Source organism: Streptomyces capparidis (genome assembly GCF_054782095.1).
Map to the genome: position 1 here is coordinate 1 of NZ_BAAGTD010000010.1, position 19213 is coordinate 19213.

The following is a 19213-nucleotide window of genomic DNA, read 5'->3' on the forward strand; positions in this document are numbered from 1 at the left end:
GGTGCCGCGGCGCGGCGGCAGCGGCAGCACGCCGCCGCCCCCGCCGGAGCCGCCGGGGCCGCCCCCGTCGCCGGGCACGGCGGGCGGCAGCCCCGCGCTCGCGCACAGCAGGTCGCACCAGGCGGCCAGGTGCACGGTCAGGTCGGGGCCCGCGGCGGGTTCCTCGGGGGTCCACGACGCGCGGATCTCCACCGTGGTGGACACCGGCCGGTCGCCCAGGCCGCCGAAGAAGTGCGAGGAGCAGCGCGACACCGTGCCGCTGGGCTCGCCGAACGCGGCGCCGCGCGCGTCCAGCGCCCCGGTCAGCCACGACCAGGCCACCTCGGCCAGCAGCGGATCCGCCGCCATCTCCGGCTCCAGCTCGGCCCGCACCAGGGTGACCAGGCGGAAGGTGCCCTGCCACGCCCGGTGCCCCTCGGGCTCGTGCAGCAGCACGAACCGCCCGTCGGCGAGCTCGTCCTCGCCCACCACCACCGCGCCGGTCAGCGCGTGCGCGTAGGGCGCGAGCCGCGCCGGGGCGCGGGTGGGACTGAGCTCCACCTCGGGGCGCGGCTCCGCGGCGCGCAGGGAGTCCACCGCGCGCCGGAACCGCGGAGGGGTGCCGTTCCCGTCCTCGAGGTGCCCGCTGACCGCTGCCATGCCCGGAAGACTAGGCCGCGAAGGGCCCCGAGCGGCGCAAGGCCGCGCGCGTGGGCGGGTCGCCCGCATGGAGCATGCGAAGATGCAGGGCGTGAGCGGATACCAGGAACAGCGAACGGCCGGAGCGGACGGCACCCGGGCAGGCAGCACCGTGGACGCGGCGGACGCGGCGGACCGGGTGCGGGACTCGGCGTTCCTGCGGGCGTGCCGCCGCGAGCCGGTGCCGCACACGCCGGTGTGGTTCATGCGGCAGGCGGGCCGCTCCCTGCCGGAGTACCGCCGGCTGCGCCAGGGCACCGCGATGCTGGAGTCCTGCATGCAGCCCGACCTGGTCACCGAGATCACCCTCCAGCCGGTGCGGCGGCACAACGTGGACGCGGCGATCTTCTTCAGCGACATCGTGGTGCCGCTCAAGGCCGTCGGCGTGGACCTGGACATCAAGCCGGGCGTCGGCCCCGTCGTCGCCGAGCCGTTCCGCTCCCGCGCCGACCTGGACCGGCTGCGCCCGCTCGAGCCCGGGGACGTGCCCTATGTGACCGAGGCCGTCGGCCTGCTCACCGCCGAGCTCGGCGGCACGCCGCTCATCGGCTTCGCCGGGGCGCCGTTCACCCTCGCGAGCTACCTGGTCGAGGGCGGTCCCTCCCGCCACCACGAGCACACCAAGGCGCTGATGTACGGCGACCCCGGGCTGTGGCGCGACCTGCTCGACCGGCTGGCCGACATCACCGCGGCGTTCCTGCGGGTGCAGATCGAGGCCGGTGCCTCGGCCGTGCAGCTCTTCGACTCCTGGGTGGGCGCGCTGGCCCCCGAGGAGTACCGCCGCTCGGTGCTGCCCGCCAGCGCCAAGGTCTTCGACGCGGTGGCCGGGCTCGGCGTGCCGCGCATCCACTTCGGTGTGGGCACCGGCGAGCTGCTGGGCCTGATGGGGCAGGCGGGCGCCGACGTGGTCGGGGTGGACTGGCGGGTGCCGCTGGACGAGGCGGCCCGGCGGGTCGGCCCCGGCCGGGCGCTCCAGGGCAACCTCGACCCGGCCGTGCTGTTCGCGCCGCGCGAGGTGGTCGAGGCCAAGGCCGCCGAGGTGCTCCGGGCCGCGCGCGGGGTCGAGGGGCACGTGTTCAACCTCGGCCACGGCGTCCTGCCCACCACCGACCCCGACGCCCTGACCCGGCTCGTGGAGTACGTGCACACCGCGACGCGCGCCTAGAAAACCAGGGCCTGCCGCCGGATCCCCCTCCGCATCCCCCTCTGCCCCGCGCGCTGTTCGCTCACGGCGAACGGGCCGCGGCGGGGCCGCTCGTGGGCGCGGGGCGGCGCGGAACCGTCGCGGGGTCGGCCCGGCCGGGCGCGGGCCCGTCTGCGACAGTGGAGGCATGAACGATTCGCCGTCGCGGACGCCGTCCGCCCCCGGGCCGTTCGGCCCACCCCGCGTGGTCGTCGTGGGAGGGGGTGTGTCCGGGCTCGCGGCGGCGTGGTTCCTGCTGCGGGGCGGCGCCGAGGTCACCGTCCTGGAGGCGTCCTCCCGGCTCGGCGGCAAGCTCCACGCGGACGAGATCGCCGGAGTCCCGGTGGATCTGGGCGCGGAGTCGATGCTGGCCCGCCGCCCCGAGGCCGTGGACCTGGCCCGGGCGGTCGGACTCGGCGACGACCTCCAGCCGCCCGCGGCCTCCGGCGGCGCGCTGTGGACCCGCGGCGCCCTGCGGCCCCTGCCCAAGGGCCACCTGATGGGCGTGCCCGGCGACCTGGCGGCCCTGGCCAACTCCGGCGTGCTCTCCCCGCGCGGGCTGGCGCGGCTGCCGCTGGACCGGGTGCTGCCGCGCGCCCCGCTCGGCGACGACGTCTCCGTCGGGGACCTGGTGGCCGCCCGCATGGGCCGCGAGGTCGTCGACCGCCTGGTGGAGCCGCTGCTCGGCGGCGTGTACGCGGGCGACGCCCACCGGATCTCGCTGCGCACCGCCCTGCCGAAGCTGTACGAGGCGGCCCGCGAGGAGCGCTCCCTGGCCGCGGCCGTGCGCCGGGTGAGCGGGCGGGCCCCGCGCGGCGAGGGCCCGGTGTTCATGGGCCTGCGCGGCGGTGTCGGGAAGCTGCCCCTGGCGATCGCCGACGCCTGCCGGGCCGAGGGCGCGCGCGTCGAGACGGACACCACGGTGCGGGAGCTGCGCCGCACCGCCGAGCGGCCGGGCCGCGGCGGCCGCTGGCGCCTGGTGGTGGACCGGCCCCGGGGCCGCGACATCCTGGAGGCGGACGCCGTGGTGCTTTCCGTGCCCGCGCCCGCCGCCGCCGCGCTGCTGCGCGTGGAGGCCCCGCAGGCCGCGGCCGGGCTGGCGGGCGTGGAGTACGCGAGCATGGCGCTGGTCACCATGGCGTTCCGGCGCCGGGACGCGGCGTGCGTGCCCGAGGGCAGCGGCTTCCTGGTGCCGCCGGTGGACGGGCGCACCATCAAGGCGTCCACGTTCGCCAGCCGCAAGTGGCGGTGGATCGACGAGGCCGACGACGAGACGGTGGTGCTGCGCACCTCCGTGGGCCGGTACGGGGAGAGCGCCGACCTGGAGCGCGAGGACACCGACCTGGTGCGGCTGTCCCGGGCCGACCTGGCCGACGCCATCGGGCTGACCGCGGCGCCCGTGGCCGCGCGGGTCACCCGGTGGAACGAAGGGCTGCCGCAGTACGCCGTCGGGCACACCGACCTGGTGGCGCGGGTGCGCGCCGAGGTCGGCAAGCTGCCGGGGCTCGCCGTGTGCGGCGCGGTGTACGACGGCGTCGGCATCCCGGCGTGCGTGGCGAGTGCCCGCCGCGCCGCCGAGGCGCTGCTCGGCGACGGCGAGCGGCCCGCGGGGGGCGGCGGCTGAGCGCCGGGCCGCGCGGGTGACAATGAGGCCATGACCGAGAGCGCTGCCACCCCCGCCGAGGACACCAACGGGGGCACGAGGAAGAAGGCCCGCGACCTGAACCAGGTCATCCGGTACACGCTGTGGTCGGTGTTCCGGCTGCGCGAGCCGCTGCCCGAGGACCGCGACGGCTACGCCGCCGAGGTCGAGGACCTGTTCGCCAAGCTGGCCGCCAGGGACGTCACGGTCCGCGGCACCTACGACGTCTCCGCGCTGCGCGCCGACGCCGACCTGATGATCTGGTGGCACGCGGAGACCGCGGACGCCCTCCAGACCGCCTACAACGAGTTCCGCCGCACCCGGCTCGGCCGGGCCGTGGAGCCGGTGTGGTCCAACATGGCGCTGCACCGCCCCGCCGAGTTCAACAAGAGCCACATCCCGGCGTTCCTCGCCGAGGAGCAGCCCCGCGACTACGTCAGCGTCTACCCGTTCGTGCGCTCCTACGACTGGTACCTGCTGCCCGACGAGGACCGCCGCCGGATGCTGGCCGACCACGGCCGGATGGCGCGCGGCTACCCGGACGTGCGGGCCAACACCGTGGCCTCGTTCTCCCTGGGCGACTACGAGTGGCTGCTGGCGTTCGAGGCGGACGAGCTGCACCGGATCGTGGACCTGATGCGGCACCTGCGGGGCTCCGAGGCGCGGCGGCACGTCCGCGAGGAGGTCCCCTTCTTCACCGGCCGCCGCAAGTCGGTGGCGGACCTCGTGGCGGGCCTGGCCTAGCCGCGGGCGGGGGCACCGCCGCCGCGGCCCCTTGCCGTCCCCGGCCGCCGTCACCTGCCGCCCGTCGCCCGCCGGCCGTCACCGGAGGAGATACCGCTTTGCCCCCCGCCGAGTCCTACCTCCGCCTGCGCGGGCGCCGTTTCGCCTGGCTGGACTTCGGCGGGCCAGGGCCCGTGCTGCTGGCGCTGCACGGGCACTTCGGCCGGGGCCGGATCTTCACCCGGCTGGCCGGGGCGCTCGCCGGGCGCTACCGCGTCGTCGCCCTCGACCAGCGCTGCCACGGCCTGTCCGACGGCGGCGGCGAGGTCACCCCGCGGGAGTACACCGAGGACGCGGCGGCGTTCCTGCGGGAGCTGGGCGCGGCGCCCGCCGCCGTCCTGGGCCACTCCATGGGCGGCGCCGTCGCCCACCACCTGGCCGCCCGGCACCCCGACCTGGTGTCGGCGCTGATCGTGGCCGACATGACCGTGCTCAACCAGGAGCCGGAGACCCACCCCGTGCTGGACGTGTCCGCCTGGCCGCGCCGCGCCCCCTCCCGGGAGGCGCTGGGCGCCGCCATCGAGGCGCACGGCATACCGGACGCGGGGTACTTCCTGGACAGCGCGGTGGAGTTCCTCGACGGCTGGGGCCTGCTGTTCGACACCGCCGACATGATGGCCTCGCAGCGGGCGTTCGCCGGGGACCACCGCGCGGTGTGGCGGGCCTCGCGGCAGCCCGCGCTGCTGCTGCGGGCCGAGCACAGCTTCATCCTGTCCCCGGCCACCGCGCGGCGGATGGCGCGGGAGCGGCCCGGCACGGAGCTGGTCGAACTGCCGGGCTGCGGCCACTGGCTGTACGACGACGACCCCGACGGGTTCGCCGCGGCCGTGGGCTCCTTCCTGGACCGGGCGACGGCCCCGGCCCGACCCGCGGCCGGTCCGACTCCGGACTCCTGACCCCGACCCCCGGCGCCGCCGGTCAGCCCCGTACGGCGGGCAGCGGGGCCGGGGCCGGGTGCGGCGGGCAGTCCGCGACGGCCGGGCCGCGCTCGCCGCGCAGCAGATACGCGGTGACGCGGCGCTCCACGCACGGGTTGCCCTGGTCCGTCACCCCGTGGGAGCCCGCGCCCCGCTCGGTGAGCAGCGCCGCGCCGGGCAGCCTGCGCCGCAGCTCCAGCGCGCCCCGGTACGGGGTGGCCGCGTCCCGCTCCGCGGCGAGCACCAGCACCGGCGGCAGCCGGTCCGCTCCCGCCCCCACGTCCACCGGGCGGGCCGGCCGGTGGGGCCAGAAGGCGCACGGCAGGTGCAGCCAGGTGCCGGCCCAGGCCCGGAACGGCGCGTCGCGGGCGAGCCGGGCGGCGTCGCGGACCCACACCCGCGGATCGCGGGGCCACGGCCCGTCGGCGCACTGCACCGCCGTGTACGCGGCGGCCTGCGTCTCCGCGTCCGCGGCCAGCGCCGGGTGCTTGCCCGCCAGGCGCAGCAGCGGCCGCGGGTCGCCGCCCAGGTACCGCGCCAGGGCGTGCGCGCCGCCGGGCCAGGCCGCGTCGTGGTGGACGGCGAGCAGGAACGCGGCGTGCAGCTCGCCCGGCCCCACCACGCCCCGCACGGGGGTGCGGGCCAGCTCGCGGCGCACCCGGTCGTAGGCGCCCTGCACGGCGTGCGGGGTGCGGCCGAGCCCGAGCGCGTCGTGGTGGGCCGCGGCCCAGGACAGGAAGTCCGTCCAGCGGCGCTGCGCCGCCCGGTGCTGGGCCAGGCTGTTGCGGTACCAGATCCGGTCGGGCGCCGGGTCCACCGCGCTGTCCAGCACCATGCGCCGCACGTGGTCGGGGAACAGGGTGGCGTACACCGCCCCGAGGTAGGTGCCGTAGGAGACGCCGAGGAAGGTGAGCCGCCGCTCGCCGAGCGCGGCCCGCAGCACATGCAGGTCGCGGGCGGCGTCGGCGGTGCTCATGCGGGCGAGCAGCGGGCCCGAGCGCCGGGCGCAGCCCCGCGCGTACGCCCGGGCGTCGGCGACGCGGCGGTCGGTCGCGGCGGCGGAGGCGGGGGCCGGGTCCCGGGTCGGCGCCGCGGCGTGCTCGCCGGGCCGCGCACAGCTCACCCGGGCGTCGGGGCCGAGGCCGCGCGGCTCGAAGCCGACCAGGTCGTACGCCCGGGCCAGTCGCCGCCACAGCGGCCCGCCCCGCACTGCGCGCGCCGGGAAGGCGAGCCCGGAGGCGCCGGGCCCGCCCGGGCTGAACACCAGGGCGCCCTGGCGGGCGGAGGGCGGCCCGGTGGCCGCGGCCCGGCTGACCAGCAGGCCGATCCGGTCCCCGTCGGGCCTGGCGTAGTCCAGCGGCACCCGCACCACCGCGCACCGCACGGCCGCGGGCAGCCGGGCCCCGGGCGGGCAGGCGCCGAAGCCGGCTCCCTCCGCCGAGGCCCGCCGCGCCGCCGCGGCGACGCCCCGGGCCTCGGCGTCGGCCCTGGCCCCGGCGGCCCGCCCGGTCGGGTCGCCGGACGGTGCGGACAGCAGTCCCGCCACGGCGAGCACCCCGCTGACCCCGCACAGCACCGCCGCTCTCACGCACCCACCTCTTCCCGCGAACCCCGGCCACCGGGGAGGCCGGGCGTGGGCGCATCCTCGCAGGGGCGGGCGGCGCCGGGGGCGGTCCCGCGTCCGTGTCCCGGCCGGTGCGGGCCCCGCTACACCCGGTCGGCGTACGGCCGGCCGCCGGCGGTCAGCGCCTCGCGCAGCTCGGGGTCGCGCAGCGCGGCCGGGCCGTGCGCGGCCAGCGCGGCCAGCTCGTCCGCGTCCGCGGCCCGCGGGGCGGGGATCGGCTCGCCGCGCAGCCGGTCGGCGCCCAGCGCCGACGCCCAGCGGACACCGGGGCCCAGCTCGGCGCGGGCGACGGCCAGGCAGCCCAGGGACATCAGCAGCGGTATCGCGAACCAGCCGGCCAGCGCCGGGTCCGCCCCGCCGGGGCGCAGCGCCGCCGCGAGGACGAACATGGCCACCGCCAGGACCGCCGACGCCCGCACCGCGCGTATCGCGTCCCGCACGGCCCTGCGGGCGGCCCCGGGCACGGCCAGCCCCGCCGCGACCAGGCGCAGCTCCAGCGAGCGGACCGCCTCCTGGGCGGCGAACGCGGCCCGTATCCGCGGCACCGGCGCCTGCCCGTCCGGGCCCACGGCGTCGAGCAGGGCCAGCTCCAGCGCGTCGGGGCCGCGCGGCGCGGGCGGCCGGGCGGGCGCGTCGAGCACCGTGGCCCAGCCGGTGCGGGCCAGGTGCAGCCGGCGCTGCCGGGACAGCAGGACCAGCGTGAGGTCGGCGACCCGGTGCGGGCCGCCGGACAGGAACGCCGTCACGTGCAGGCCGCGGTCGCCCGCGGGGCCGACGGACGGCGCCGGGGCGGAGCGCTGCCGCCGGTCGGCGGTGACCGAGGCGTGGCACACCCACGCGCACGACGCCACCGCTGCGGCCCAGGCGGTCAGCAGGAAGAGCACCCACATGGCGTCAGTTGTACCTGCCGCCACCGACAGCGCGGCAGGGGTGCGCGCCGCCCGTCCTCACGGCGTCATCCGCGTGCTCTGGGCGGTCGGGGTCCCGGCCGGGGCGCCGGCCGGCAGCGAGGAGCCGTCCGGGGCGACGGGGGTGGCCGTGGCGTTGGGCATGGCCGGCAGGTCGCTGGAGCCGAGCGAGTCGAAGTCCACCATGCCGGTGTTCTCCAGGACGGTGATGTGGTCCAGCACGATCGTGTTGGTGCGGTCGGCCAGGGCGCGCACCTTGGAGTTCTCCGTGTTCGACCGCACGTCCGCGACCAGCAGGAACACCTTGCCGTGCGCCCGGCGCAGCCGGTTGGCGAAGACCAGGTCGAAGGCCTTGCCCTCGGCCGCGCTCATCTCGGCGAGCCAGCCCTTCTGCTGGCCGGTGGCCTCGTTGGGCACGTCGACCTGGAGGGCCTGGGCGGTGTCCAGCGCCAGCCGGTCCAGCTCGGTGTGGCCCTCGATGAGGTGCTCGCTGGCCACCTTCACCTCCTGGGTGGTGCCCTTGCGGCCGCCGAGCTGGCCCGCGGGCAGCTCCCACAGGCCGGCCAGCCGCACCGCCCGGACGAAGGCCCGGTCCCTGGCCGTCAGCGGCCCGAACTGGGTGTCCCACGTGCCGCGCCCGTCGTCGCTGAACGCGATCCCCTTGGCCGTGGCGGCCTTGGCCTTCTCGGTGTCGAAGGACCAGACGGGGAACAGCAGGGCGATGAGCGTGACGGCGAGCGCGCCGACCACCAGACCGGTTCCCGTGACAGAGCGCATGTGCCCTCCTTGTGAGGCAGCGTGAGCCGCGGCACCGGGAGGGAGCGGGCGACGGGAGGTCAGCGCACGCGCGCACGGCCGTGCGCCCCGTAGCCCGGTCTCCCGGCATGCGGACCGCACATTAGTACGCGGGAACCGCCCGGATTCGCTCAACGGAACGACCGGCCGATCGCCTCGGGTGCGCGCGCGGCGGCGTTGGTCCCGTGTGCTGTGGAATGGGCGGGATATGGAGGGGGTGTGGAGTGTTCGGTCTCACACGGTGAAGGAGGGGCGGAGTCCGTTTTCCTGGGGAGGGCGGCCGGGGCCCGGTCGGCGCGTGCCCCGGCCCGCCCTCACATCCCCCCGAACCACCCCGGCGCGTCCAGCCGGAACGCCTCCCGCGGCGTCACCCTGCGCAGGTCCTCCTCCAGGGCCCGCAGGCGGTCCTCGCCCAGGGTGCGGGCCCAGCGGGCGCGCAGGTCGTCGAAGATGCGGGCCGACCTGGCCAGGCAGTCGACGCCGCGCTCGGTCGGCCGGACGATCCTGCGCCTGGCGTCGCGCGGGTCGGTGCCGCGCTCCACGTAGCCCAGGCGCTCCAGGGCCTCGATGGTCTTGCCCGCCGCCTGCTTGGTCACCCCGAGCCTGCGGCCGAGGTCCGCCGCGGTGGTGCCCTCGGAGCCGATGGCCTGGAGCGCGAAGCCGTAGGTCGGGCGCACCTCGGGGTGGCCCTGGCGGGCCAACTCCGCGTGCAGGTCGTCGATCAGGACGCGGAAGCCGAGCAGCAGCCGCAGGGGAAGCTCGTAGCCGGGCGGGTCGTGGTCCGGCGGGTCGGCGGTCACCGGTGCGCTCCCGGGGTTCGCGCGTTGACAGATCCGACAACCAGGTTCACCATATCGACAAACACGTTGTCCATTTTACGGAGTGCTCCCATGACTGTCATCCGCGACGCGGACGCCCGGCGGACCCGGACCCCCAACGCCGTCATGACCACCCTCGCATCGCCGACCCAGGGCGGCAGCGGCCTTTCCGTGTGGCGGGTGGAGATGGCGGACGGGCAGAGCGGGCCCGTCCACACCTGCGACGTCGAGCAGGTGTGGACCTGCCTGGCGGGCGCCGCCACCGTCGAGGTCGGCGAGCGGGCGCACGAGGTGGCCGCGGGCGACACCCTCGTGCTGCCGCCGGGTGCCGTGCGCCGGGTCCGCACCGCCCCCGGATCCCGCTTCGCCGCCGTGGTCGCCGCGCCCGCGGGCGGCCTCGTCCACGCCCCTGGCGTCGACGTGGCACCGGGCTGCGCCGTCCCCCGCGGGGACGGCCTGCTGCCCGCCTGGACCGCGTAGCCGGGGGCGGCTGGCGGCCGCGACCCTCGCTCCACGGGGTGGATCATTCGGGTTATACAGTGGCAAAAGGGCCGCCCGTCCATGTGAAGCGAGGTGTGTCATGGCGAAGAAGAGCGGCAAGCGGCTGCGGCCCGGTGACCGGGTCTCCTGGAGAAGCCACGGTTCCACCGCCGAGGGCGAGGTGGAGAAGGAGATCACTTCGCGGACCGAGGAGGCGGGCTGCACCGTGGACGCGTCCGCCGAGGATCCGCAGTACCGGGTGCGCAGCGAGAAGTCGGGCCGGGCGGCGGTGCACCGCCCCGGGGCCCTGAAGAAGCAGAAGGGGTCCTGACCGTGGGCGGCGCCGACGACCGCGACCGGACGGTGGCGGCCTTCCGGGACCTGGTCAACCTCCCTCCCGCCCGGCTGGAGAAGTGGCTGGAGCGGGAGGAGTCCGAGCGGGCCGGGCAGCACCCCGGCGGCGGGGAGAGCACCGGCCACGCCTCCGGGCGCCGGATCGTGCGGCTGCTGCGGACGAAGGAGGCCGACCTGGACGACGACGACCTCGCGCACATGCGGAAGACCGTGGGCTTCATCAAGCGCCACCTCGCCCAGCGCCCGCCCGGCGACATCACCGACACCACCTGGCGCCACTCCCTGATGAACTGGGGCCACGACCCGAAGCGTGACGGCTGAGCCCGCCGCCCCCGCCGCCGACCGCCCCGGACGCCCGCCCCGCCCCGTACAGTGGAGGGCGGGCCTCCGTGGGTTCGCCCAGGTCAGGGGCGATCTTCGCCTTCCGCGGCGGTCGAGCGCGCACCACGGAGCCACCATGTCCCACCCGCCCCCCGACGCCCTGTTCGACCTGGACGAGCTGTCGCCCCCCGGCCCGGTCTCCGCGTTCCGGGACTCGCCGCGGGCCCGCCGACTGCTCGACGTGCGGGAGATCCACGCCGAGCCCGCCGCCGCGGCCTCCCCGCGGGGCAGGCAGATCCTGGCCCGGTTCCCCGGCGCCCGGGTGGTCGAGGTGGCCTCGCACTGGCGGATCCCCGGGCTGCACGGCAACGAGGGCAACGCCGCCGACTGGGTGCGGGTCAAGCGGCACACCCTGGTCCTCGGTGAGCGCAAGACCCTGACCGTCCGCCCCAACGGCAGGTCCGCCGACTGGATCGCCCCCGGCCCCTCCAACGGCTGCGCCATGGCCTGCGCCTACTGCTACGTGCCGCGCCGCAAGGGGTACGCCAACCCGATCACGGTGTTCACCAACATCGACCGGATCATCGCCCACCTGAACCGCCACATCGCCCGGCAGGGGCCCAAGACCGAGCCGAACCAGTGCGACCCGCGGGCCTGGGTGTACGACATCGGGGAGAACGGCGACTGCGCCGCGGACGCCCTGATCTGCGACAACACCGCCGACCTGGTGCGCGCCTTCCGGCACGGGACCACCGCCAAGGCGTCCTTCGCGACCAAGTTCGTCAACCCCGACCTGCTGGCCCTCGACCCCCGCGGGCGCACCCGGATCCGCTTCTCGGTGATGCCCGCCGACGACTCCAGGCTGCTGGACGTGCGCACCAGCCCGGTCGCGGAGCGGATCGCCGCGGCGGGCGACTTCCTCGACGCGGGCTACGAGGTGCACTTCAACCTCTCCCCGGTGGTGCTCCGCCCGGGCTGGGAGGCGGCTTGGGCCGAGCTGCTGCGGCAGATGGACGACGTGCTGCCGGCGCGGGTGAAGCGGCAGGCCGCCGCCGAGGTGATCACCCTCACGCACAACGAGGACCTGCACCGGGTCAACCTCGCCTGGCACCCGCGCGCCGAGGACGTGCTGTGGCGGCCCGGGATCCAGCAGGCCAAGCGCTCGCAGAGCGGCGGCCGGAACGTGCGCTACCGCAACGACGCCAAGGCGGACGCGGTCGAGGCCGTCCACCGCCTGATCGCCGAGCACGCGCCGTGGCTGCGCGTCCGCTACGCCTTCTGACCCGGACCCGCCCCGCCCCGGGAAGCGGCCCCCGCCGCGGAAAACGCCGCGAACCCTCACCCGCACGGGTGTTACCGTTCCCGGGCCGGCCGCGGGACTCCGGTGCGACTTCCGGAATCGTTCTGTAAGCGACCCTTCGCAGCTCGCGCCCCCTCTCCCCGGCCGGCCCCACCACCCGCCGCGCCCGGGGCACCCGGCCCGCGGCGCCAGCGCGCCATGGGGGAGGCCGCCATCGACACCTACGCGGACCTGGTCGCCGCCGAGGACGTCCTGCTGTTCGTCAACGCCGCGATCACCGCCACCGGCCAGCGCGAGTTCCACTCCACCGGGGACGAGCAGCGGCTGTCCCTGGAGTTCCTGCACGCCTACATGCTCGGCAACTACCGGGACGTCTACACCGCCGCCCTGGCCCTGGGCATCAACCACCACAACGCGGCCCTGGTCATCCGCAACCTGCTGCGCACCGGCGCCGACACCCCGCCGGAGCAGCGCCGCACCGAGGGCCGCCTGATCGCCCGCCACCTGGCCGACCTGCCGCCGCAGCGCGTGTACGGCCTCATCCGGACCCTGCGCGCCGAGGGCGTGAACAACCGCCGCACCCGCGCCGTCATCCGCGACTGGCTGGCCGCCCGCCCCGACCCGGCCTTCGACGCCGTGAAGTACCGCTCCGGCCTGAAGACCGCGCTGCGCCACGCCCATCTGCGCCCCGGCGCCCTCCACGACGAGGTCGGCCCGTTCCTGTTCGCCCCGCGCGGCCGGGCCCGCTGGGACACACCGGTGCTGGACACGTGGCGCCGCGCCCACCACGAGCAGGCCGCGCTGTACGAGCTGCCGTACACCGTCGCCGAGGGCTTCGCGGCCCGGCACGGCATCGAGCGGGCGATCTTCCTGGAGCGGATCGCGCCGCGGCTGACCCGCCTGGAGCGGCTGCGGCTGACCGAGTCCGCCCGGGAGCGGGGGGTCGCCGCGGTGGGCGCCGACCTCGCCACCGTCCCCCTGACCCGCCTGGCCGTGTACGTGCTGGGCCTGCCGCCGCGGGAGCGGGACCGGCGGCGCGCCGAGCTGACCGCCGCCCTGGACGCCGCCGCGCGCCGCGCCGCGGGCGCGGAGGCGGGCACCTGGGGCACCGTCCACGCCGTGCTGGACGACAGCCACTCCGCACACGGCTCGGGCGTCAAGCGCCGCCGCCCCCTGGCGGTCGCCCTGGCCTGCCACTTCCTGCTGCGCGCGCTGGCCGCCTCCCACCGGTCGTGGTGGACCTCGGGCCACCGCGACGCGCTGCTGGTCCGCCCGCACGGCTGCACCCCGCTGGGCACCCGGATCCTGGACGCGCTCGCCGAGCCCCCCGACCGGCTCGTGGTCGTCTCCGACGGCTGGGACAACGCCCCGCCCGGCCTGGCCGGCGAGGTGCTGCGGGTGTGGCGCACCCGTCTGGACCCGCACCACCGCACCGCCGTGCTGCACGTGAACCCGGTGTACGACGCGGACGGCCTGGACGTGCGGCGACTGGCGCCCACCGTGCCCACCGCCGGGATCCGCGACGCCGAGGACCTGCCCGCGCTCGCCGGGCTCGCCCGCTTCGCCGAGGGCCGCGCGTCCCTGCCGGAGCTGCGCGCCCACCTGGCCGGGCGCGTCGCCCGGTACCTGGACGCGCCCGTGCGGGAGGAGGCGCGGTGACCCGGCTCGACCTGTCGGGGCTCGCGGCCGGCCCGTCTCAGGTGTGGGGCGGGGTGCGCCTGGTCCCGCTGCTGCGCGAGCGCCCCGTGGAGGGCCTGCGCCTGGACGCCCGGCTGTACGGCGACGAGCCCGGCCTGGTCGCCCTGGACCGGCGCACCGCCTACTGCTCGTACATCCCGCACGGCTTCGTCGCCACCTGGGCCGCCGGCGGGCAGCCCGCCGCCGCGTACGGCACCCAGCTCGCCGAGGAGGGGCAGCGGCGCGCGGTCGGGTGCGTGCCGGTGCGCCCGCACCGCCGCATGGCCCGCCGCGTCGCCCGGGACCGGCTGCGCTTCCTGCCGCTGCACCTGGCCCTGGAGGGCTATCTGTCGCTGCACTTCGGCGGGCCCGAGGTGGTGTGGGAGGAGTGGTCCGGGCGGGCCGTCGCCCAGGGGCTCTCCCCGCGGGCCGAGCAGGCGTACACCGGCGCGGAGGTGACGGGCCTGGAGGACGCCCTGCGCGCGTTCGAGATCCACCCCGGGCAGAGCGGGGTGCTGGTGTACGTCGCGGACGCCCTCGCCGCCGCCTTCGCGGTGCCGCACCCGGACGACTACCCCGCCCTGCACGGCACCCTGCTGCGGGACCTGTACGGCGAGCTCGTCCACCAGTACGGGCTGTACGGGGCGCCGGTGCCGGAGTTCCGGGCCCGCCTCGACGACACCCGGATCGGGTCGCTCGCCGAGCTGCGCGCCGCGGCGGGCCGGGCGCAGCGGGAGTGGGCCGCCTTCCACGACACCGTGATGGCCCCCGCGCTGCTGGAGACGCGCTACGACGTGCGCCGGGTGTACCGGGCGGGCCCGTTCACCCTGTCCCGCTTCCTGCCGCCGTTCACCCGCGGCGCCGAGAACCACATCGGGGAGACCATCACCGACCCCAAGGGCCGGGTGGCCTATCTCAAGACGTTCCGCCTGTCGGAGAAGCAGGTCAGGCGGGGCCACCTGCTCCAGCGGCTGGCCGCGCACGACTGGAGCCCGCCGGCCGCCGCCGCCTCGATGGGCATCGGGCGGGATGAGTTCCTGCTGCGGATGGAGAACGCGGGCTTCGGCGCGCTGCTGCGGCAGGACGTCCTGGACGGCGCGCGGGCGGCCGCCCGCCGCGGGACGGCCCCGGGCTGAGCCGCGGCCCCGGATCGACGCGCGGCTGCGGGCGGGGGCGCGGCCCCGGGGCGGGCCACGCCGTCACAGCAGCGCGGCCACGTCCGCCACGGCCGTCAGGGACCCGGGCGCGACCTCGGTGTACCCGGCGTCCCGCACCACCGGCAGCCCGCTCCCGGCCAGCGCCGCCCAGCGGTCCGCCGCCGCGACCCGCACCGCGAGCGGGAACCCGTCCGCCGCCCAGGCCCGCCGCGCCGCCTCGGGCAGCCTCCACCAGCCGAGCTGCGCCGCGTGCCCGGCCTGCGCCATGGCCTTGCCCGCGGTCATGGCCACGTCGGGGCTCAGCCACAGCACGGGGGCGCCCGCGGGCGGCAGGGGCGGCGGCTGCGGGTCGGTGAGCTCGGTGCCGGACACCTGGAGCCGGGCCAGGTCGCGCGGCCAGTCGTCCAGCGGGACGGGCGGGAACACCCGCACCCGCGCGTCCTCGCCGTGCACGGTGATGCCGGGCAGTGCCTCCGCGCGCCGCCACTCCGCGCCGCGCGCCCTGCGCACCACCTTGCGGATGCGCCCGTCCTCCCAGCCGCGCACCGCCCCGGCCCACTCGCCCTCGCCGCGCGCCCTCGGGTCGGCGAGCAGCGTCAGCACGGCGCGGGCCGCCGTCTGGAGGGCGTCCGTGCGCGCCGGGGGAGCGGCCCGCTCGACGCGGACCACCAGGGGAAGCACGAACTGCGGCGCGGCGTCCCGCCCGCCGGCGCGCGGACCCGCGGCCGGCGGCGGGGTGGTCGGACTGGTCACCGATCAAGAATGCCAAACCGCCCCCGGCCCGCCCGCCGCCGCCCCGGGCCCGCGCGTCCCTTCCCACCTGGAGGCGGCGCCCCTACGCTCCCCGTACCTGACGACGCGTCAGGCATCCGAGTCCCGCCCCGCGCGCCCCGAGGACGGCCCGCCATGCCCTGCGATCCCGCACGACGACTGCCCCGAGCACCCGGAAGGCCGGCCCTTCCGGGTGCCCCGCGCCCCACCCGCCGCGCCCTGCTCGCCGCGGCGGCCACGGCCTGGATCCCCGCGTACCGCCTCCCCGCGGGCGCCGCCGCCGGCACCCTCGCCGTCCCGCCGGGCTTCCCCGCCGGGATCCCGCTCGCCCAGCAGGTGTTCCGCAACTGGTCGCTGGAGACCGTGGTGGAGGGCGTGTGGACGGCCACCGCCCGCACCCCCGGCGACGTGCTCGCCGTCGCCGACTGGGCGCGCGCCGCCGGGTACCGGGTGCGCGCCCGCGGCCGGGCCCACAACTGGTCCCCGCTCACCCTGCCCGCGGGCGCCGACCCCACCGGGACCGTGCTGGTGGACACCACCACCCACCTCACCGGCGTCACCGTCTCCGGCGGCGACCCGGCCACCGTCACCGCCCAGGCGGGCGCCACCGTGGAGACGGTCCTGACCAGGCTGGAGCAGGAGGGGTACGGCCTGGCGGCCACCACCGCGCCCGGCGACCTCACCGTCGGCGGGGCGCTGGCCGTCGGCGCGCACGGCACCGGGGTGCCCACCGCGAGCGAGCGCCCGCCCGCGGGATCCGGGTTCGGCACCCTCGGCGACCTGGTGACCTCGCTCACCGCCGTGGTGTGGGACCCCGCCGCGGGCCGCCACGCCCTGCGCACCTTCACCCGCGGCGAACCCGACACCGCGGCGTTCCTGGTCCACCTCGGCCGGGCGTTCGTCACCGAGGTCACCCTCCGGGCGGCGGCCAACCGGCGGCTGCGCTGCCGCAGTTGGTTCGACGTGCCCGTGGAGTCAGTCTTCGCCGCACCGGGCGGCGGCGGGCGCACCCTCGCCTCCCACCTGGACGCCACCGGACGGGTGGAGGCGATCTGGTTCCCGTTCACCACCGTGCCGTGGCTGAAGGTGTGGAGCCTCGCCCCGACCAGGCCGGCCGGGGCGAGGCAACTCGACCGGCCCTACCCGTACGCCTTCGCCAACCGGGTCACCGAGGAGATGTCCGACCTGCTGACCGGGATCGTCTCCGGCGACACCCGCCGCACCCCCGAGTTCGCCAACCTCGCCATGGCGCTGGTCGGCTCCGGGCTGATCACCACCGGCACCTGGGACGTGTGGGGCTGGTCCAAGAACTCCCTGCTGTACGTGGAGCCGACGACGCTGCGCATCCACGAGGGCGGCTGGGCGGTGCTGACCGCCCGGTCCTCGGCGCAGCGGGTGCTGCACGAGTTCTGGACGGAGTACACCCGGCTGCTGCGCGCCCACCGGGACCGGGGTTCCTTCCCGGTCAACGGGCCGATCGAGATCAGGATCAGCGGGGTGGACGGGGCGGGCGGCCACGGCCCGCCCGCCCTGCTCTCGCCCGCCCGGCCCCGCGCCGACCGGCCGGAGTGGGACACCGTGGTGTGGATCGACTTCGCCACCGCCCCCGGCACACCGGGGGCGGCCCCCTTCTTCGCCGAGCTGGAGCGGTGGATCGTCGGCCGGTACACCGGCGGGTACGCCGCCGTCCGCCCGGAGTGGAGCAAGGGCTGGGCCTACACCGGCGCCGGGCCGTGGACGGACACGGCGGCGCTGTCCGGCTGGATCCCGGACGCGTTCGACGGGTGGGCGACCGCCCGCGCGGTGCTGGACCGCCACGACCCGGCGGGTGTCTTCGGCAACGCCTTCCTGGACCGGCTGCTGGGCCGACCCGCGCCGGCCCGGGGCGCCGCCTACCCCTCGTCCGCGGGCTGAAGGCGCACGGAGATGCTGTTGATGCAGTACCGCTGGTCCGTCGGGGTGGGGTACCCCTCGCCCTCGAAGACGTGGCCGAGGTGGGAGCCGCACCTGGCGCAGCGCACCTCGGTGCGGACCATCCCGTACGAGCGGTCCTCGATCAGCTCCACGGCGTCGGAGTCCGCCGGGTCGTAGAACGAGGGCCAGCCGCAGTGGCTCTCGAACTTCGTCTCCGAGCGGAACAGCTCCGCCCCGCAGGCCCGGCAGGAGTAGATCCCGGGCGTCTTGGTGTCGGTGTACTCGCCGGTGAAGGCGCGCTCGGTGCCCGCCTCACGGAGCACCCGGTACTCCTCGGGCGTGAGCTGGGCACGCCACTCGGCCTCGGACTTCTCGACCTCGTATCCCATGGTCCCGAGGCTACGACCGCAACCTGGAGAGAATCTCGGGCCCCAGGAAGGTCACGTCGCCCGCGCCCATCGTCAGCACCAGGTCCCCGGGCCTGGCCAGTCGCGCCACCGTGTCCGGCACCTGCGCCATGGAGGGGGCGGCGTGCACCTCGGCGCCCTTGGCGGCGGCGGCGCGGATGACGATGTCGCTGGTCACACCGGGCACCGGGTCCTCGCGGGCCGGGTAGACGTCCATCACGACGGCGGCGTCGGCCAGCGCCAGCGCGTGGCCCATCTCCTCGCCGAGCTGCTGGGTGCGGCTGAACAGGTGCGGCTGGAAGACCACCAGCACCCGCCCCTCGCCCGCGTTCTCCCGGATCGCCTCCAGGTCGGCGGCGATCTCGGTGGGGTGGTGCGCGTAGGAGTCGATCACGGACACGCCGTTCTCCACGCCCTTGAGCTGGAGGCGGCGCCGCACCCCCGTGTACTGGGCCAGCGCCGGGCCGAGCCGGTGCGGGTCCACGCCCAGGGCCGCGCCCGCGGCGAGCGCGGCCACCGCGTTGGACGCGTAGTGCCGCCCGGGCACGGACACCGACACGGTCAGCTCACCGCCGCCGAACCGCTCCGGCAGGGCGACGGCGACCTCGCCGGCCAGACCGCGCGGGGTGTACCTCAGCACCCGAACGTCCGCGTCCGCGCTCTCCCCGACCCGCACCACCGACACGTCGGCGCGGGTGATCCGGGAGGCCAGCTCGCGGGCGCCGGGGTTGTCCGCGGAGATCACCAGGGTGCCCCCGGGCACGATCCGGTCCACGAAGGCGGCGAACGACTCGTACACCTCCTCCAGGGAGGCGTAGTTGGCGTGGTGGTCCAGCTCCACGTTCAGCACCACCGCGACCTCGGGCGCGTACCGGTGGAAGCTGCGGTCGGACTCGTCCGCCTCGGCGACGAAGATCTCGCCGGTGCCGTGGTGGGCGTTGGAGCCGGGCTCGTTCAGGTCGCCGCCGATCGCGAACGACGGGTCCAGGCCCATGCTGGACAGGCTCACCGCGAGCATGCTCGTGGTGGTGGTCTTGCCGTGGGTGCCCGCCACCGCGAGGGCACGGCGGCCCTCCATCAGCGCGGCCAGCGCGTCGGCGCGGTGCACCACGGGGACGCCCCGCTCGGCGGCGGCGCGGGTCTCCGGGTTGTCGTCGCGGATGGCGCTGGAGACGACCACGCAGGTGGCGTCGGCGGCCAGGTGCTCCGCGGCGTGCCCGACGTGCACGCGCACCCCGAGCTGCCGCAGCGCCAGCACCGTCGCGGACTCCTTGGCGTCGCTGCCCGCGACCTTCGCCCCGCGCATCGCCAGGATCTTCGCCAGGCCCGACATGCCCGCACCGCCGATGCCGACGAAGTGGGGGCGGTCCATCAAGGCCGGTGCCATGTGCGTGTCTCCCGGGGTCGAGCTGGATGACGGGTGCCGGACCGGCGGGACGGCTGCGGCAGGGCAGGCCGGTCCGCCGGAACGCCTTAGATTCTGC

19 protein-coding genes are annotated in these 19213 nt (G+C 76.9%); 11 read left to right on the forward strand and 8 right to left on the reverse strand.

Annotated features, from left to right (window positions below):
- The coding region (locus ACYVO2_RS10565) for a DUF3000 domain-containing protein (RefSeq protein ID WP_461007413.1) at positions 1-639 on the reverse strand (639 nt) is incomplete at its 3' end.
- A gap of 151 nt (positions 640-790) precedes the next feature.
- Between ACYVO2_RS10565 and hemE the strand changes: the two genes are divergently transcribed.
- From hemE to ACYVO2_RS10585, 4 genes are all read left to right on the forward strand, one after another.
- Positions 791-1843, forward strand: coding sequence for a uroporphyrinogen decarboxylase (gene hemE / locus ACYVO2_RS10570; protein WP_461007566.1), 1053 nt, complete (start codon positions 791-793; stop codon positions 1841-1843).
- Positions 1844-2009: 166 nt separating this feature from the next.
- Complete coding sequence (gene hemG / locus ACYVO2_RS10575; protein WP_461007414.1) at positions 2010-3485, forward strand: protoporphyrinogen oxidase; 1476 nt, start codon at positions 2010-2012, stop codon at positions 3483-3485.
- 30 nt (positions 3486-3515) lie between these two features.
- Positions 3516-4247 (forward strand): hydrogen peroxide-dependent heme synthase, encoded by a 732-nt coding sequence (gene hemQ, locus ACYVO2_RS10580; RefSeq protein ID WP_461007415.1) that lies wholly within the window; start codon positions 3516-3518, stop codon positions 4245-4247.
- 98 nt (positions 4248-4345) lie between these two features.
- Positions 4346-5182 carry an alpha/beta fold hydrolase gene (locus tag ACYVO2_RS10585; RefSeq protein ID WP_461007416.1) on the forward strand — a complete coding sequence of 279 codons (837 nt, stop codon included), beginning with the start codon at positions 4346-4348 and terminating at the stop codon, positions 5180-5182.
- A 22-nt stretch (positions 5183-5204) separates the two neighbouring features.
- Here the strand turns inward: ACYVO2_RS10585 and ACYVO2_RS10590 are convergent, their stop codons facing one another.
- From ACYVO2_RS10590 to ACYVO2_RS10605, 4 genes are all read right to left on the reverse strand, one after another.
- Entirely contained in the window at positions 5205-6791 is a 1587-nt protein-coding gene (locus tag ACYVO2_RS10590; protein ID WP_461007417.1) for an alpha/beta hydrolase, read from the reverse strand.
- Between the two features lie 119 nt (positions 6792-6910).
- Positions 6911-7717: a TIGR04222 domain-containing membrane protein gene (locus ACYVO2_RS10595; RefSeq protein WP_461007418.1), complete on the reverse strand. Its 807-nt coding sequence runs from the start codon at positions 7715-7717 to the stop codon at positions 6911-6913.
- 57 nt (positions 7718-7774) lie between these two features.
- The gene (locus ACYVO2_RS10600) at positions 7775-8512 is read right to left on the reverse strand and encodes a DUF4142 domain-containing protein (RefSeq protein WP_461007419.1); all 738 of its coding nucleotides are present in this window, start codon (positions 8510-8512) and stop codon (positions 7775-7777) included.
- A gap of 332 nt (positions 8513-8844) precedes the next feature.
- Entirely contained in the window at positions 8845-9330 is a 486-nt protein-coding gene (locus ACYVO2_RS10605; protein WP_461007420.1) for a MarR family winged helix-turn-helix transcriptional regulator, read from the reverse strand.
- A gap of 90 nt (positions 9331-9420) precedes the next feature.
- Here ACYVO2_RS10605 and ACYVO2_RS10610 point away from each other — a divergent pair, with 90 nt between their 5' ends.
- The 6 genes from ACYVO2_RS10610 to ACYVO2_RS10635 all read left to right on the forward strand — a co-directional run bounded on the left by ACYVO2_RS10610 (position 9421) and on the right by ACYVO2_RS10635 (position 14616).
- On the forward strand, positions 9421-9828 hold the full coding sequence (locus ACYVO2_RS10610; protein ID WP_461007421.1) for a cupin domain-containing protein: 408 nt from the start codon (positions 9421-9423) through the stop codon (positions 9826-9828).
- Between the two features lie 100 nt (positions 9829-9928).
- The gene (locus ACYVO2_RS10615) at positions 9929-10159 is read left to right on the forward strand and encodes a hypervirulence associated TUDOR domain-containing protein (protein WP_461007422.1); all 231 of its coding nucleotides are present in this window, start codon (positions 9929-9931) and stop codon (positions 10157-10159) included.
- Complete coding sequence (locus ACYVO2_RS10620; protein WP_461007567.1) at positions 10156-10503, forward strand: DUF3140 domain-containing protein; 348 nt, start codon at positions 10156-10158, stop codon at positions 10501-10503. Before ACYVO2_RS10615 ends, ACYVO2_RS10620 begins: the two co-directional genes overlap by 4 nt.
- Before the next feature lie 136 nt (positions 10504-10639).
- Entirely contained in the window at positions 10640-11785 is a 1146-nt protein-coding gene (locus tag ACYVO2_RS10625; RefSeq protein WP_461007423.1) for a spore photoproduct lyase family protein, read from the forward strand.
- Positions 11786-12001: 216 nt separating this feature from the next.
- Positions 12002-13462 carry a hypothetical protein gene (locus ACYVO2_RS10630; protein WP_461007424.1) on the forward strand — a complete coding sequence of 487 codons (1461 nt, stop codon included), beginning with the start codon at positions 12002-12004 and terminating at the stop codon, positions 13460-13462.
- The gene (locus ACYVO2_RS10635) at positions 13459-14616 is read left to right on the forward strand and encodes an ARPP-2 domain-containing protein (RefSeq protein ID WP_461007425.1); all 1158 of its coding nucleotides are present in this window, start codon (positions 13459-13461) and stop codon (positions 14614-14616) included. Before ACYVO2_RS10630 ends, ACYVO2_RS10635 begins: the two co-directional genes overlap by 4 nt.
- A 63-nt stretch (positions 14617-14679) precedes the next feature.
- On the opposite strand, the gene ACYVO2_RS10640 is transcribed toward ACYVO2_RS10635, so the two are convergent.
- Entirely contained in the window at positions 14680-15390 is a 711-nt protein-coding gene (locus ACYVO2_RS10640) for a peptidyl-tRNA hydrolase (protein ID WP_461007426.1), read from the reverse strand.
- Between the two features lie 153 nt (positions 15391-15543).
- Between ACYVO2_RS10640 and ACYVO2_RS10645 the strand changes: the two genes are divergently transcribed.
- A complete protein-coding gene (locus ACYVO2_RS10645) occupies positions 15544-17322 on the forward strand; it encodes a cholesterol oxidase substrate-binding domain-containing protein (RefSeq protein ID WP_461007427.1) in 1779 nt (592 codons plus the stop codon).
- Here ACYVO2_RS10645 and msrB read toward each other — a convergent pair.
- Both msrB and murC read right to left on the reverse strand, forming a co-directional pair.
- Positions 17301-17711 (reverse strand): peptide-methionine (R)-S-oxide reductase MsrB, encoded by a 411-nt coding sequence (msrB, locus tag ACYVO2_RS10650; protein ID WP_461007428.1) that lies wholly within the window; start codon positions 17709-17711, stop codon positions 17301-17303. The two genes, ACYVO2_RS10645 and msrB, sit on opposite strands and share 22 nt — an antisense overlap.
- 10 nt (positions 17712-17721) lie before the next feature.
- A complete protein-coding gene (gene murC / locus ACYVO2_RS10655) occupies positions 17722-19116 on the reverse strand; it encodes a UDP-N-acetylmuramate--L-alanine ligase (protein WP_461007429.1) in 1395 nt (464 codons plus the stop codon).
- Positions 19117-19213 lie beyond the last annotated feature (97 nt).